At 64.6% G+C, this 11,516-nt stretch carries 18 protein-coding genes; 7 read left to right on the top strand and 11 right to left on the bottom strand.

The features are described from left to right. Complete coding sequence (locus tag RX327_RS18470) at positions 1-618, top strand: Isoquinoline 1-oxidoreductase subunit (protein WP_082190759.1); 618 nt, start codon at positions 1-3, stop codon at positions 616-618. A gap of 16 nt (positions 619-634) precedes the next feature. Here RX327_RS18470 and RX327_RS18465 read toward each other — a convergent pair whose 3' ends face one another. The 5 genes from RX327_RS18465 to RX327_RS18445 all read right to left on the bottom strand — a co-directional run bounded on the left by RX327_RS18465 (position 635) and on the right by RX327_RS18445 (position 4,325). Then, on the bottom strand, positions 635-784 hold the full coding sequence (locus RX327_RS18465; protein WP_211985139.1) for a hypothetical protein: 150 nt from the start codon (positions 782-784) through the stop codon (positions 635-637). Between the two features lie 63 nt (positions 785-847). Continuing rightward, positions 848-1,666 (bottom strand): tetratricopeptide repeat protein, encoded by an 819-nt coding sequence (locus RX327_RS18460; RefSeq protein WP_317251277.1) that lies wholly within the window; start codon positions 1,664-1,666, stop codon positions 848-850. 32 nt (positions 1,667-1,698) lie between these two features. Further along, a complete protein-coding gene (locus RX327_RS18455) occupies positions 1,699-2,385 on the bottom strand; it encodes a substrate-binding domain-containing protein (protein ID WP_050386608.1) in 687 nt (228 codons plus the stop codon). Between the two features lie 5 nt (positions 2,386-2,390). After that, complete coding sequence (locus RX327_RS18450; protein WP_317251073.1) at positions 2,391-3,092, bottom strand: GrlR family regulatory protein; 702 nt, start codon at positions 3,090-3,092, stop codon at positions 2,391-2,393. 198 nt (positions 3,093-3,290) lie between these two features. Further along, positions 3,291-4,325, bottom strand: a complete 1,035-nt coding sequence (locus RX327_RS18445) for a glutamine synthetase beta-grasp domain-containing protein (RefSeq protein WP_317251072.1) — start codon at positions 4,323-4,325, stop codon at positions 3,291-3,293. Positions 4,326-4,863: 538 nt separating this feature from the next. Between RX327_RS18445 and RX327_RS18440 the strand changes: the two genes are divergently transcribed. Then, complete coding sequence (locus RX327_RS18440; RefSeq protein WP_050386610.1) at positions 4,864-5,076, top strand: DUF2735 domain-containing protein; 213 nt, start codon at positions 4,864-4,866, stop codon at positions 5,074-5,076. An 86-nt stretch (positions 5,077-5,162) separates the two neighbouring features. Here the strand turns inward: RX327_RS18440 and RX327_RS18435 are convergent, their stop codons facing one another. Beyond that, complete coding sequence (locus tag RX327_RS18435) at positions 5,163-5,474, bottom strand: MliC family protein (RefSeq protein ID WP_028332324.1); 312 nt, start codon at positions 5,472-5,474, stop codon at positions 5,163-5,165. 85 nt (positions 5,475-5,559) lie between these two features. On the opposite strand from RX327_RS18435, the gene RX327_RS18430 reads away from it, so the two are divergent. Then, positions 5,560-6,303, top strand: coding sequence for a tyrosine-protein phosphatase (locus RX327_RS18430; protein WP_317251071.1), 744 nt, complete (start codon positions 5,560-5,562; stop codon positions 6,301-6,303). Between the two features lie 72 nt (positions 6,304-6,375). On the opposite strand, the gene RX327_RS18425 is transcribed toward RX327_RS18430, so the two are convergent. Next, positions 6,376-6,582, bottom strand: a complete 207-nt coding sequence (locus RX327_RS18425; protein ID WP_035634033.1) for a hypothetical protein — start codon at positions 6,580-6,582, stop codon at positions 6,376-6,378. A gap of 134 nt (positions 6,583-6,716) precedes the next feature. After that, positions 6,717-7,406 carry an SGNH/GDSL hydrolase family protein gene (locus RX327_RS18420; protein WP_050386612.1) on the bottom strand — a complete coding sequence of 230 codons (690 nt, stop codon included), beginning with the start codon at positions 7,404-7,406 and terminating at the stop codon, positions 6,717-6,719. A gap of 125 nt (positions 7,407-7,531) precedes the next feature. On the opposite strand from RX327_RS18420, the gene fabG reads away from it, so the two are divergent. Continuing rightward, entirely contained in the window at positions 7,532-8,212 is a 681-nt protein-coding gene (gene fabG, locus RX327_RS18415) for a 3-oxoacyl-ACP reductase FabG (protein WP_317251070.1), read from the top strand. On the opposite strand, the gene RX327_RS18410 is transcribed toward fabG, so the two are convergent. After that, positions 8,209-8,553, bottom strand: coding sequence for a GrlR family regulatory protein (locus RX327_RS18410; protein ID WP_035634127.1), 345 nt, complete (start codon positions 8,551-8,553; stop codon positions 8,209-8,211). The genes fabG and RX327_RS18410 overlap by 4 nt on opposite strands. 133 nt (positions 8,554-8,686) lie before the next feature. Here RX327_RS18410 and RX327_RS18405 point away from each other — a divergent pair, with 133 nt between their 5' ends. The 3 genes from RX327_RS18405 (at position 8,687) to RX327_RS18395 (ending at position 10,175) form a co-directional block, all read left to right on the top strand. Further along, positions 8,687-9,370, top strand: coding sequence for a DUF2161 domain-containing phosphodiesterase (locus RX327_RS18405; protein ID WP_317251069.1), 684 nt, complete (start codon positions 8,687-8,689; stop codon positions 9,368-9,370). A 107-nt stretch (positions 9,371-9,477) separates the two neighbouring features. Beyond that, entirely contained in the window at positions 9,478-9,777 is a 300-nt protein-coding gene (locus RX327_RS18400) for a putative quinol monooxygenase (RefSeq protein ID WP_317251068.1), read from the top strand. A gap of 89 nt (positions 9,778-9,866) precedes the next feature. Then, the gene (locus RX327_RS18395; protein ID WP_317251067.1) at positions 9,867-10,175 is read left to right on the top strand and encodes a hypothetical protein; all 309 of its coding nucleotides are present in this window, start codon (positions 9,867-9,869) and stop codon (positions 10,173-10,175) included. Between the two features lie 136 nt (positions 10,176-10,311). Here the strand turns inward: RX327_RS18395 and RX327_RS18390 are convergent, their stop codons facing one another. Together RX327_RS18390 and RX327_RS18385 are read right to left on the bottom strand one after the other, a co-directional pair. Beyond that, positions 10,312-10,935 carry a GNAT family N-acetyltransferase gene (locus RX327_RS18390; protein ID WP_050386614.1) on the bottom strand — a complete coding sequence of 208 codons (624 nt, stop codon included), beginning with the start codon at positions 10,933-10,935 and terminating at the stop codon, positions 10,312-10,314. Positions 10,936-11,074: 139 nt separating this feature from the next. After that, positions 11,075-11,473: a PaaI family thioesterase gene (locus tag RX327_RS18385; RefSeq protein WP_317251066.1), complete on the bottom strand. Its 399-nt coding sequence runs from the start codon at positions 11,471-11,473 to the stop codon at positions 11,075-11,077. Positions 11,474-11,516: the final 43 nt, after the last annotated feature.

The following is an 11,516-nucleotide window of genomic DNA, read 5'->3' as shown; positions in this document are numbered from 1 at the left end:
ATGCCATCGGAAATGCGGTTTCGGATCGTTGCAGTGCTGACGGCGCTCGCGACCAGCCTGTGCGCAGGCTACGCGGCGTCGGAAAGCGCGAGCCACGCCCTCGCCTCGCCGGAAAGCTTTGCCGGCATCGAGAACGTCGAGCAGCGCTCGGCGGCGATCTTCACCGAACTCGGCAAGGTATTGACGCATCCGCGCTGCACCAACTGCCATCCCGCCGGCGACAGCCCGCGGCAGGGCGATGTCAGCCGCATGCATCAGCCGCCGGTGACGCGCGGTGCCGACGGCCACGGCAACGACGCCATGCGCTGCTCGATCTGTCACCAGCACGCCAATTTCGATCCCGGTCGGGTGCCGGGCCACCCGGAATGGCACCTTGCGCCGCGCGAGATGGCATGGGCCGGCAAGACCGTCGGCGAGATCTGCGCACAAATCCGCGACCCCGCGCGGAATGGCGGCCGCAAGGTCGAGGAGCTGATCGAGCATATCGGCAAGGACACGCTGGTGGGCTGGGCCTGGCATCCCGGCTTCGGCCGCGCACCGGCACCCGGCACGCAGGCGCAGGCCGGCGCGCTGGTCGAGGCCTGGGTGAAGACCGGCGCGGCCTGCCCAGCGCCCTAGTCGCGCAACGTCCGAACTAGTGGCGCTTGAAGTACTGCACCTCGCGCTCGTGCTTCTCGGCGGCTGCACGGCTCTTGAACGTACCGAGGTTGCGACGCTTGCCGGTCTTCGGATTCACCTTGCGTGAATAGAGGCGGTATTCGCCCGAACTTAGTTTGCGGATCATCGCAACGTCTCGCCAATGCCTTTCGCATGTCAACGACATGCCGCGGCGAGCGTTCCAGTTTGCTTAGAAGCACAGATTGGTCACGGGATTGCCGCGCTTGTCCTTGATGACGTAGGGACAGCGGGCCCGCTCCAGCGCCTTCTTGGCATCCTCATCGCCGAGCGCCGCCGCCCGCTCGTAATAGGCTTTTGCGGCATCGCTATCCTTCGGCCCGCCGCGACCGGCCTGCGCGAAGGCACCCATCCGCTCCAATGCGCCGGGATGGTTTTGTGCCGCCGCCTTCTCGAACAGCGCACGCGCCGCGACGTCGTCCTTCGCGCCGCCCGTGCCTTCGGAGAGCATCAGGCCGAGCTGGTACTGCGCTTCCGCGTTGGTCTCGGCAGACCTGGCAAGCAATTCGCGCGCGCGTGCCGGATCAGCCGCCGCCCCGCCGCCGAGCGCCGCAAGGTTGCTGACGCCGCGCGCATTGCCGGCCTGCGCCGCCTTCTCGAACAGCTTTCGCGCTTGCGCCTCGTCCTTGGCAACACCCGCGCCGGTGGCATAGGCCACGCCGAGCTCGACCATGGCCGCGCTCGATCCCTTGTCGGCGGCCTTGCGCCAGGCTGCGATCGCCTCTCCGGTCTGCCTGTTGGCCGCATAGGCGCGGCCGAGCGCGAACATCGCGCGCCGCGACGATCTTGCCGCCACCGCGCAGTACTTGATCGCGGTCGCGATGTCGGCCGACGCGATCTCCGCCATGCCCTTCACGTCGGCCGGCTTGTCGGGATCGCTGGGATCGGCGGCGACCCGGTCGCACAGAACGAGATCGGCCGATTGCGCCTGGGCAACCACGGGCGCGGCCAGCGCCGCAGCAAAGACAATCGCGTGAAGTGGTTTGAACATGACAAGCAGGTTGCGTCGCGGTGCGGGCGAATTCATGGCTCGAGCCCGGTCTCGCGCAGCACCGGCGCGACGTCAGCCGACGACAGATAGCGCAGCAGATCATCGGCGGCCGCTGCGCGCTGCGACGCTGCCATGCGGCCGGCGGAGAACACCGCCGGAACCTGCAAATCCAGCGGAATCGGCCCGACGACCTCGATGCCCTCGATCTGCTTCAACTCGCTGATCTGCTGGATTGCAAGGTCGGCGTCGCCGCTGACGAGCTTTTCCGCGGTGAATCCGCTCGGAACGATCACCGCCCGCGCGTTGATCGCCTCCACAATGCCGAGACGCTCGATCAGCTGCGCGAACAGGATGCCGCTGGCGCCGAGCCGCGAATAGGCCACCGCGCTCGCTCCGAGCAGCGCCGCACGCAACGCGGCTTCAGTCGCGATGTCGGGATGCGCGGCTCCCGCCTTCATCGCGACGCCGACATAGGAGCGCGCAAGATCCACTGCGCTCTCCCGCGCAACGCGGCCCTCGCCGATCGTCTCGTCAAGACCCTCGCGGGTCAGGATCACGAGATCAGCGGCCTCGCCGCCGCGCAGGCGCTCGAGCAGTGCCAGCGTCGGGGCGAAATCGGCGTCGATCGCAACGCCGCTCGCCGCCTGATAGGAGGCGGCTAGCCGCACGACCGCGCCCTTCAGCGCCAGCGTCGAAAGAACGCGAACCGAATTGCCCATATGTCCTACGCCCGCCGCATCAGCTTGAGCGCGGCAGCGAGGCGCAGGCTGCGCTTGCCGGCAAGCGCTGTCGCCTCGAGCACGGCGCCATCGGCGTCGCAAGTGCCTGCAAAGCCGATGCCGACCTCGTGGCCGCCGAAGATCGGGTCGTCCTTGGCCGGCGTGTGCTCCTGGTTGAGAATCTGGCCCTTCCAGCGGCCGTTCGCGGCGGTGTAGCTGCCGAGATAGTGGAACGACGCGTCGCCGCCGAGGATGCGGCCCTGGTTGAGCAGCATCACGCCGGTGAGGCCTCCGTCGAGACCGTCGAGCACGCGGATGCGGATCGAATAGAGCCCGTTGATGACGCCACCCTCGCCGACCCCGCCGGCGATCGGGATGTCCTCCCCGGTGATCGGCGTCATCACCGATTGGAAGGGCACGCCGGGCAACTCCTTCAGCTCGCCCTTGAAGCGATAGAGATCACCGTCCGGCCGGCCTTTGGCAATCAGCGTGGCATCATCGGTACCGGCCATCGCGCGGTAGGTCGGATCGGGATTGTGGCGGACGGTCTGGATCTCGACTGCCACCTCGTCGCCGGCTTTCTCGTAGGTGCCGATATGGGCGAACGCCGAGTTGCCGCCCAACATCTTGCCGTCGCCGACATACATCACGCTGCGGCCGACGGCGCCGCCGAGTTCGAACCGGACCTTGTAAAACCCCTCAAACAAGCGCCGCGTCCCCGGCAGCCAACATGCACCCGTTATCTAGCGCGGTTCATAACGCAGCGAAACCGGTTTCGGCGGAACGCCACCTGCAAAGGGTATCGCTAAATAGCGAAGGTCCGCCAAGGCTGTCGCCCTGGCGGACCTGATTTGCGGTACCGGATGGCTCCATCCGGGTCCGATAGCAGCTTAGCCCGCAGCCACTTAAGCCGCAGCCTTGGCGCCGGTCGGAACCTCGGAGATCGTCTTCAGGATCTGCGAAGCGATCTGGTAGGGGTCGCCCTGCGAGTTCGGACGGCGGTCTTCCAGATAGCCCTTGTAGCCGTTGTTGACGAAGGAGTGCGGAACGCGGATCGACGCGCCGCGGTCGGCAACGCCGTAGCTGAACTTGTTCCACGGCGCGGTCTCGTGCTTGCCGGTCAGACGCTTGTCGTTGTCCGGGCCGTAGACGGCGATGTGGTCCATCAGGTTCTTCTCGAAGGCCGCCATCAGCGCCTCGAAATACTCCTTGCCGCCGACTTCGCGCATATAGGCGGTCGAGAAGTTGGCGTGCATGCCGGAGCCGTTCCAGTCGGTGTCGCCGAGCGGCTTGCAGTGGAATTCGATGTCGATGCCGTACTTCTCGGTCAGGCGCAGCATCAGGTAGCGGGCCATCCACATTTCGTCAGCGGCCTTCTTGGAGCCCTTGCCGAAGATCTGGAATTCCCACTGGCCCTTGGCGACTTCCGCGTTGATGCCTTCATGGTTGATGCCGGCGGCGAGACAGAGGTCGAGATGCTCTTCGACGATCTTGCGGGCGACGTCGCCGACGTTCGAGAAGCCGACGCCGGTATAGTACGGGCCCTGCGGCGCCGGATAGCCGGCGGTCGGGAAGCCGAGCGGGCGGCCGTCCTTGTAGAAAAAGTATTCCTGCTCGAAGCCGAACCAGGCGCCGGCGTCGTCCAGGATGGTGGCGCGCTTGTTGGACGGATGCGGGGTCTTGCCGTCGGGCATCATGACTTCGCACATCACCAGCACGCCGTTGGTGCGCGCGCCGTCCGGAAACACCGCGACCGGCTTCAGCACGCAATCGGAGCTGTGGCCTTCGGCCTGCATGGTGGAGGAGCCATCGAAGCCCCAGAGCGGAAGCTGCTCGAGCGTCGGGAACGACGCGAATTCCTTGATCTGAGTTTTGCCGCGCAAATTCGGAGTCGGCGTATATCCGTCGAGCCAGATGTACTCGAGCTTATACTTGGTCATTGAGCCTCTCTGTAGATGATGCAAAACCGTGAGGAACCGAAAGCCAGTCGGCCGCCGCACGCGTACCCGGCCACCATCGGCCGGCTCTTACTAAGCAATTAAAATGCCAGTCGCTGCACTGCGGCGGCCGCCCGGCCGCGGATGTCCACAGCGGAGATCGCATTTTTTTCTGCGACATAGCAGCGCGGCTGGCATGCGCGCGCTCAGTCAAAATCTTCTCCCGGCGCCCTCCACCGCCCGTTTCTGCAGCAAATTTGGCTACGGCATCGCCTGCCGCTTAATGCGGCGGCAGCACCATGTGACAGTTCGCGTCCAGCGGTCGGGCGCCCCGCAACCATCGTCGCGGCTCAAGCGTTGGTCAGCTGCACCCTGCCTCACAGGAAGCAAACCCGAATCTGCCCACGAATTGACCAAACAATGACTATTTCTTGGTCACTTGCACCCCGCCCAGCCCGGGCCGATATCGAAAACACGGTAACCACACGCGAATGAGTCGGGCGCACCATGGAGGCTCGCTCCGGCCAAAGGAGACTTTGACATGATCACCACGGGCCAAAACCAAGGACCGATCCAGGGATCGGCAACAATCTATCAATTCCCGGCAGGAGGCCGCGCGGCTCTCGGCGGACGCCGCTACGGCGAGGCGCGGACCGCGCTCGAACTCGCCGCTGAGGTCGAGACCTCGGCCTGCAGCGAGAGCTGGTACCATCAGGCGGCCATCGACGACGCCAAGCCAGGCCGCGATCACTGATGCAGATGCGATCGAGGGGCGCGACGCAAAAACGTCAGACAGCAGCAGAATAACAAGGGTCGGAACGCGAGCGTTTCGGCCCTTTTTTATGCCAGCTCGCAGGCCGTCGCCGGCCGCCTCGCATGCCGGAGCCTGGCAAGCCCGGCCCGGCTGATCTCGAGCGTGACCCCGCCGCCCTTGTAGCGCGTGCCAGTCAGCGACAGGCGCTTCTTCAGCGTCACCGCCTTGCCGTCGAGTTGCAGATGCGCGCGCGTATCCCCGTTGAAGAACCCGGCAATGAACTGCGTGCCGTCAGCGCAATGATAATTCCGGAAGGCGGACTGCGCCGACACGTTCGAGGAACCAAAGAGCTCGAAAAGAATTGCGCCGATGACAATGGCGCCCCCGCGATAAGTCATATTCTCCCCCCAACGGGCCGGTTATAGACCTGTCTGCGCCGCTATTCCTGCGCCAAGACCTCATCAGCTGCAACAGGCCCGCCCGATGTCCGAAGCCCCTGCCCGTCATCTCAATCTCGCCGGCGCCAGCAATTTTCGCGACCTTGGCGGCTACCAGACGCGCGACGGGCGGACGGTGCGCTGGCGCCAGATCTTCCGCTCCAACCATCTTGCGCACCTCACCGAGCAGGACGTTGCCGTGGTGCGCTCGCTCGGGGTCAGGAGCGCGTTCGATTTCCGCGGCGTCGCCGAGCGCGCCGAGGCGCTGTGCGGCATGAGCGACGTCACCGTGCATTCACTCCCGGTCGAGCCGACCGTAGTGGCTTCGCTGCGCGAGATCGCCAGCAACCGTCAGATCTCGGAAGCCGATGCGATCGACGTGATGCGGGACTCCTACCGGGGTTATGTGCAGGACAACACGGCGCGCTACCGCACGCTGTTTGCTCATCTATTGGAAGACCGTGCGCCGCTGGTGATCCACTGCACCGCCGGGAAGGACCGCACCGGCTTCGCCAGCGCGCTGATCCTGCATGCGCTGGGCGTGCCCGAGCAGGTGATCGCGGACGACTATCTCCTGACCAATCAGTTCTACAAGCGCGACCCGGCCCACAGCACCGAGCTGCCTGACGACGTCAAGCAGGTGCTCGGCACCGTGCGCGCGGCATTTCTGGAGGCTGCATTCGAGGCGATCGATGCCGACTATGGCAGCCTCGACGGTTATTTCCACGAAGGCCTAGGGCTCGGCCAGGCCGAGCGCAAGGCGCTCGAAGGCCGCTATCTGCGGGCCTGATCAGTTCGCCCGACTTTTCGAGCGACGTGCACACCGGTTCGCGTGAAGAAAACGCGGCTGAACTAAAAAAGCTCAGGCCGCTGCGGCCTCGAGCTCGAGCTCCGCATCGAGGTCGGCAATCACATCCTCGAACGCCGAGATCGCCTGCTGGATCGCGGCGATCTGCATCAATTCCCAGCTGCCCACTGGTCCCTTGCGGTTTTGCAGCGCCACCACGAGATCGCGCCGCTGCTCCTTAAGCTGAACGAGCGGTAAACCGTGATCCGGAAGATTTCCCATTCGCATAACCCCTGCCTTGGCTGGAGTTCCGCTTCTACGGAAAGGGTTCTGCGAACGACTTACAGAACTGCTGCAAATTTTATCCAACAGGCCCTACCCCGTAGTCTTACGTAGTCGGGCCGACGTTGTTGGGCTTACGTGATCGCCTCCGGCTTCAATGCGTCGTCGATCGCGCCGAACAGCGACTGGGTCACGCAATTGGTCGCCCATTCGCTGGTATGAAGCTGCCCGCCATCGTCGAGCTCGGCGAGTGGAATCCCGTCATCGGTCCAGTGCTTCATCAGCGCGAACCGGCTGAACAGATTCACCTTCTTGCTTGCAGCTACTTCGGCGATCATCGGCATTATCACGTTGGCGAGATTGAGCGCAGCTTCCGTGCCGACGATCGCCTGCGTGTACTGGGAATCCATCACGACCACGTCAAGCGGAAGCGCTGCGAGCACGTCGAGCCCCGCCTCCAGCGTCGCGCGCACCTCGGCCGGATTGTAGCTCTTGTAGACGGCGTTGGTGCCGACCTGCCAGATCACCAGCACCGGCGCCTCAGCCGTCACGTCGGACTCGATGCGCGAATATTCCTCCGGCGCCTCCTGCCCGCCGATCCCGCGATTGATCACGTCGATCATCCGGCCGAAGAAGCGTTGCCGCAGCAGCATCTCGAGCCGCGGCGGGAACGGCAGGATGTTGTCGGCGCCCGCGGTCGAGGACGATCCGAGCGCCACCAGCTTGATCTTGCGCTGATGCCGGAGCGCATCCGCGAAGTGCGGCAGCTTGTGTCCGAACCTGACGACATCGAGATGGGTTTCGCACGATCTGGGCGTCGGCATAGCAAACATCCTTGAGGCGAATGAATTGATAAATACGCGCAGTAGGCGGCGAAATTGGCGGCATTGCAAATGAATTCCGCCTGATCATAGTGGGCATTCGTTTGCTCGCGAATGCGGAGACCGCCATGCACGGAAAAGCCATCGTCATCACGGGCGCACTCGGCGCGCTCGGCAAGGTGGTCGCCGAGACGGCGCTGGCGCGCGGCGCGCGCGTGGCCGGCATCGATCATGCCGCGTCAACGCTTGCGGCGACGGCCGACCATATCGAGCTGGGCGGTGTCGACCTCACCGACACTGCGCAGGCGACCGCCGCGATCGACAAGGCGGCCGCGCATTTCGGCCGGCTCGATGCGCTGATCAACATTGCCGGCGGCTTCGCCTTCGAGACCATCGGCGACGGCGATCCGGCGACCTGGCAGCGCATGTATGCGATGAACGTGATGACGGCGCTCAACACCTCGCGCGCCGCCATCCCGCATCTCACCAAATCGGGCGCCGGCCGGATCATCAATATCGGCGCGCTCGGTGCCTTGCAGGCCGCCTCCGGCATGGGGCCCTATGCGGCCTCGAAGGCCGGCGTGCATCGCCTCACCGAGGCGCTCGCCAACGAATGGAAAGGCAAGGTCACCGTGAATGCCGTGCTGCCCTCGATCATCGACACCGCGGCCAATCGCGCCGACATGCCGAAGGCGGATTTCTCCAAATGGGTGACGCCGCGGGAGCTCGCCGAGGTCATCCTGTTCCTCGCCAGCGACGCCGCGAGCGGCGTCACCGGTGCGCTGATTCCGGTGAACGGGCGGGTTTAGTCCGCAACCAGCAGCCGCAGCTTCGACCTGAAGCGGATGCTCTGCTTGCCGGCGAGCGCCATGCCGTCACCTTCGGCGGTCTGGTCGGTATAGGTGCCGGTAAATCCGATCGTGACCACCTTGCGTTCCCACACCGGGCGCTCGCCATAGGTCGGCGAATGCTCCTCGTTGGTGACCTCGCCCTTCCACTTGCCGTCGGCTGCGGTGTAGCTGCCGTAGGCAAAGAAAAACGAGTCGCCGCCGCGCATCTGTCCGTCGCGCAGCACCATGACGCCCTGGTTGCCGCCAGAGACGCCGTCGAGAAATTCGACAGTGATGTGATAGAGCCCGTTCCGGATCATGAGCTGCGCCTGGTCCCGGTTCCGACCATAGCCGCTCGGCCGTGCCTTGAGCAAATTCCATCCGCCTCGGCGGGCGCAATTCCGCGCTATGCTGGCGCACCGAGTCGCGGCCGATGCCGCAGGAGCCTGCCTGTTGGAAACCGCGCTTTACCTGCCCGTCAAACGCTTCCTCGAAGAGCTCGGCTTCACGGTCAAGGGCGAGATCGGCGGCTGCGATCTCGTCGGTCTCGGCGCCGGTGATCCGCCGGTCGTGGTCATCGGCGAGCTCAAGCTAGCCTTCAATCTCGAGCTGATCCTGCAGGCGGTCGACCGCGCGCCGGCCGGCGACGAGGTCTGGATCGCGGCCAAGATGTCAGCGCGCGGCAAGGGACGCGAGAGCGATGCGCGCTACCGCAATCTCTGCCGCCGTCTCGGCTTCGGCATGCTCGGGGTGACCGATCGCGGCCAAGTCGAGGTGCTGGTGAAGCCGCCGACCGCTGCGCCGCGCCGCGAGCCGAAGAAGCGTTCACGGCTGATCGCCGAGCACCGGAAACGCAAGGGCGATCCCGCAATGGGCGGATCGACGCGGGCGCCGATCATGACCGCCTACCGGCAGCAGGCGCTGGCCTGCGCCTGTGCGCTTTCGGATGGGCCGCGGCGGGTGCGCGACCTCCGCGCGGATATTCCCGACGCCGGCAAGATCCTGCTGCATAATGTCTATGGCTGGTTCGATCGCGCCGAGCGCGGCATCTATGTGCTGACCGATGCCGGTCGCGCCGCGCTGAAGCGCTGGCCGCAGCAACAGATGAGTGCATCCGGGGCAGAAGCCATCCCGTAGGGCATGATCCGGAAAAGTGCGTAGCGGTTTCCCGAAAAGATCATGCTCAAACAATAACCTAGAGCGCGATGACGACTTGGCTTCATCGCGCATTGGAGGGGGATATCATGATCGTCGTCACCGGCAGCGTCACCGCCCGCCCCAACTCGTTCGACGAGGCACGGCGGCTGAGCCTCGAGCACGTGCATCGCTCTCGCTCCGAGCCCGGCTGCATCTCCCACGCAGTCCATGTCGACTGCGAGAATCCGCTCAGACTGGTGTTCTTCGAGCAATGGGCCGACCGCGCCGCGCTGGCGGCGCATTTCGCGGTCCCCGCGTCACGCGATTTCGTCCGTTTGCTGCAATCTCTCGCGGCCGCGGCGACCACCATCGAACTTTATGACGCTCACAAGATTGAGAGACTCTAGCTGCATGGCTGGATTGCCATCTCACATTCATATTGCAATGCAACATTGGGGACCTTACGTATCTCCCGCGATTCAATGATGAGGCGGCGATGAGCGGAGACTGGAATACCAAGTATGGCACCCGGCGCGTGCGGCATGATCCGCCGACGCTGGAAGAAGCAATCTTCGCCGCCATCGGCATCACCGATGACGTGGAGGCCCAGGCCGAGATCGCGTCGGCCCTGATGGGGCTGCCTTATGACGATGTGCTCGCAGAGGTGAAGAAGACCGCGCGCGTCAGTGCCCGCACCGGCACGGCAACCCGCGTCATCGCTGGCGAACAGGGCGCGCAGCGCTCCGTGGTGGTCGAGCGCCGCGTCGTCCGCCGTTTCGGCAACGACAAGCGCACCGGCACCTGAGACGTACCATCCAATTGCTGAAAGAAAAAGGGCAATCCATTGAGTGGATTGCCCTTTTTCGTTTGATCCGAGATTCTTGCTCGACGCGTTTCCCTCACGCGAAGCGGTATCCACTTCGCTTGGAAACGCTACCGACTCAGGCCGCCCGGCCCCAGCCGGAGATCTGCATCACCATGCGCCAATAAGCGCGGTTCATGTCGACGATCGCGCGCGCAGCCTCGACCGGCGTCACCGCGGCGACAGCCGGCGCCGCTTCGGGCTGCTGCTGCTCGGTCAGGTCTATGCTGCCGGTCGACTCGCCATGACGGAAGGTCAGTTGGGCACCGAACTTGGTGGCGAGCGCCCGCATAGCATCGTTCTGTGCGCCGGTGGTGATGCGCAGGCTGCCGTATCCCTTGGCGTGCGCCTCGGCGATCAGCTTGCGGAACAGGGTGCTGCCGACGCCCTTCCGCCGCGCCGACCGCTCGACGCTGAAGGCGATCTCGGGCTGGGCATCCGGTGATTGTTCCGGCGGATGCAGCTCGGCCGCGCCGCGGACCACGCCATCCTCGAAGTAGGCGATGATGACCGTGCCGTCATTGGCGCAGCGCTCGGCGTAGCGGCGGATGAAACTGTCGTCGATGAAGCCATGAAAACGATCATGACGGCTGGCGCGATCCAGCCGCAGCAGGTGATCGCGCAGCAGAGGAAGCTCTTCCTGCTGGCTCAACGTCCGCACGGTGCCCTTGGCGGGCGTCGGACGAATGGAATCATAGTTCATTTCATACTCCTCTTGGTAGCCCTCGAGGAGGCGTCGAGTCCCTAGCAACTCCTATATTGTGCGACGCACCATAAAATTCAAGCGTTGAGATTCATTCAATTAAGGCATGCGGTGATTGGCAAATCACATTATCGCCCCATCATAGTACCAGCTGTGTCTGGGTCACCACCGCGACCAGCTTGCCGTCTTCGGTCTCCAGCCTGGTCTGCCACACCTGGGTCCGCCGCCCGCGGTGAACCGGTGTTGCGGTCGCAATCACGGTGGTTCCCTCCTTGGCTCCGCCGATGAAATTGGTCTTGCTCTCCAGCGTGGTCGTGCCCTTGGCATCCTCGGGAAGGTTGATGACGGTCGCCGCCGCGCCGACGGAATCGGCGAGCGCCATCACCGCGCCGCCATGGATGGTGTTGCGAAGGGTGCAGAGGTCCGGCCGCACCACCATTTTCGCGACCACCCGGTCCTGATCGGCCTCGATGAAGGTAACGCCCTTCAGTTCCGCAAACGGCATCTTCATCGACTGGATCTTTTCGAGCGGCGTCATGGGCACTCCCTGCTTTGTGGCCTTCTTCGAGGTTGGTATCGGC

It is taken from the genome of Bradyrhizobium sp. BEA-2-5 (genome assembly GCF_032918025.1).
GTDB classification, from domain to species: domain Bacteria; phylum Pseudomonadota; class Alphaproteobacteria; order Rhizobiales; family Xanthobacteraceae; genus Bradyrhizobium; species Bradyrhizobium pachyrhizi.
Note: the sequence above shows the minus strand (reverse complement) of the source record. Positions and strands in the feature narration are given on the sequence as shown.

Bases quoted from the DNA above. Each gene is read 5' to 3' on its own strand.
- RX327_RS18385 (WP_317251066.1), bottom strand. From the start codon at position 11,473: ATGACGCCGCTCGAAAAGATCCAGTCGATGAAGATGCCGTTTGCGGAA.
- RX327_RS18440 (WP_050386610.1), top strand. From the start codon at position 4,864: ATGATCACCACGGGCCAAAACCAAGGACCGATCCAGGGATCGGCAACA.
- RX327_RS18420 (WP_050386612.1), bottom strand. From the start codon at position 7,406: ATGCCGACGCCCAGATCGTGCGAAACCCATCTCGATGTCGTCAGGTTC.
- RX327_RS18470 (WP_082190759.1), top strand. From the start codon at position 1: ATGCCATCGGAAATGCGGTTTCGGATCGTTGCAGTGCTGACGGCGCTC.
- RX327_RS18410 (WP_035634127.1), bottom strand. From the start codon at position 8,553: ATGATCCGGAACGGGCTCTATCACATCACTGTCGAATTTCTCGACGGC.
- RX327_RS18400 (WP_317251068.1), top strand. From the start codon at position 9,478: ATGATCGTCGTCACCGGCAGCGTCACCGCCCGCCCCAACTCGTTCGAC.
- fabG (WP_317251070.1), top strand. From the start codon at position 7,532: ATGCACGGAAAAGCCATCGTCATCACGGGCGCACTCGGCGCGCTCGGC.
- RX327_RS18465 (WP_211985139.1), bottom strand. From the start codon at position 784: ATGATCCGCAAACTAAGTTCGGGCGAATACCGCCTCTATTCACGCAAG.
- RX327_RS18435 (WP_028332324.1), bottom strand. From the start codon at position 5,474: ATGACTTATCGCGGGGGCGCCATTGTCATCGGCGCAATTCTTTTCGAG.
- RX327_RS18425 (WP_035634033.1), bottom strand. From the start codon at position 6,582: ATGGGAAATCTTCCGGATCACGGTTTACCGCTCGTTCAGCTTAAGGAG.
- RX327_RS18445 (WP_317251072.1), bottom strand. From the start codon at position 4,325: ATGACCAAGTATAAGCTCGAGTACATCTGGCTCGACGGATATACGCCG.
- RX327_RS18460 (WP_317251277.1), bottom strand. From the start codon at position 1,666: ATGTTCAAACCACTTCACGCGATTGTCTTTGCTGCGGCGCTGGCCGCG.
- RX327_RS18430 (WP_317251071.1), top strand. From the start codon at position 5,560: ATGTCCGAAGCCCCTGCCCGTCATCTCAATCTCGCCGGCGCCAGCAAT.
- RX327_RS18390 (WP_050386614.1), bottom strand. From the start codon at position 10,935: ATGAACTATGATTCCATTCGTCCGACGCCCGCCAAGGGCACCGTGCGG.
- RX327_RS18395 (WP_317251067.1), top strand. From the start codon at position 9,867: ATGAGCGGAGACTGGAATACCAAGTATGGCACCCGGCGCGTGCGGCAT.
- RX327_RS18455 (WP_050386608.1), bottom strand. From the start codon at position 2,385: ATGGGCAATTCGGTTCGCGTTCTTTCGACGCTGGCGCTGAAGGGCGCG.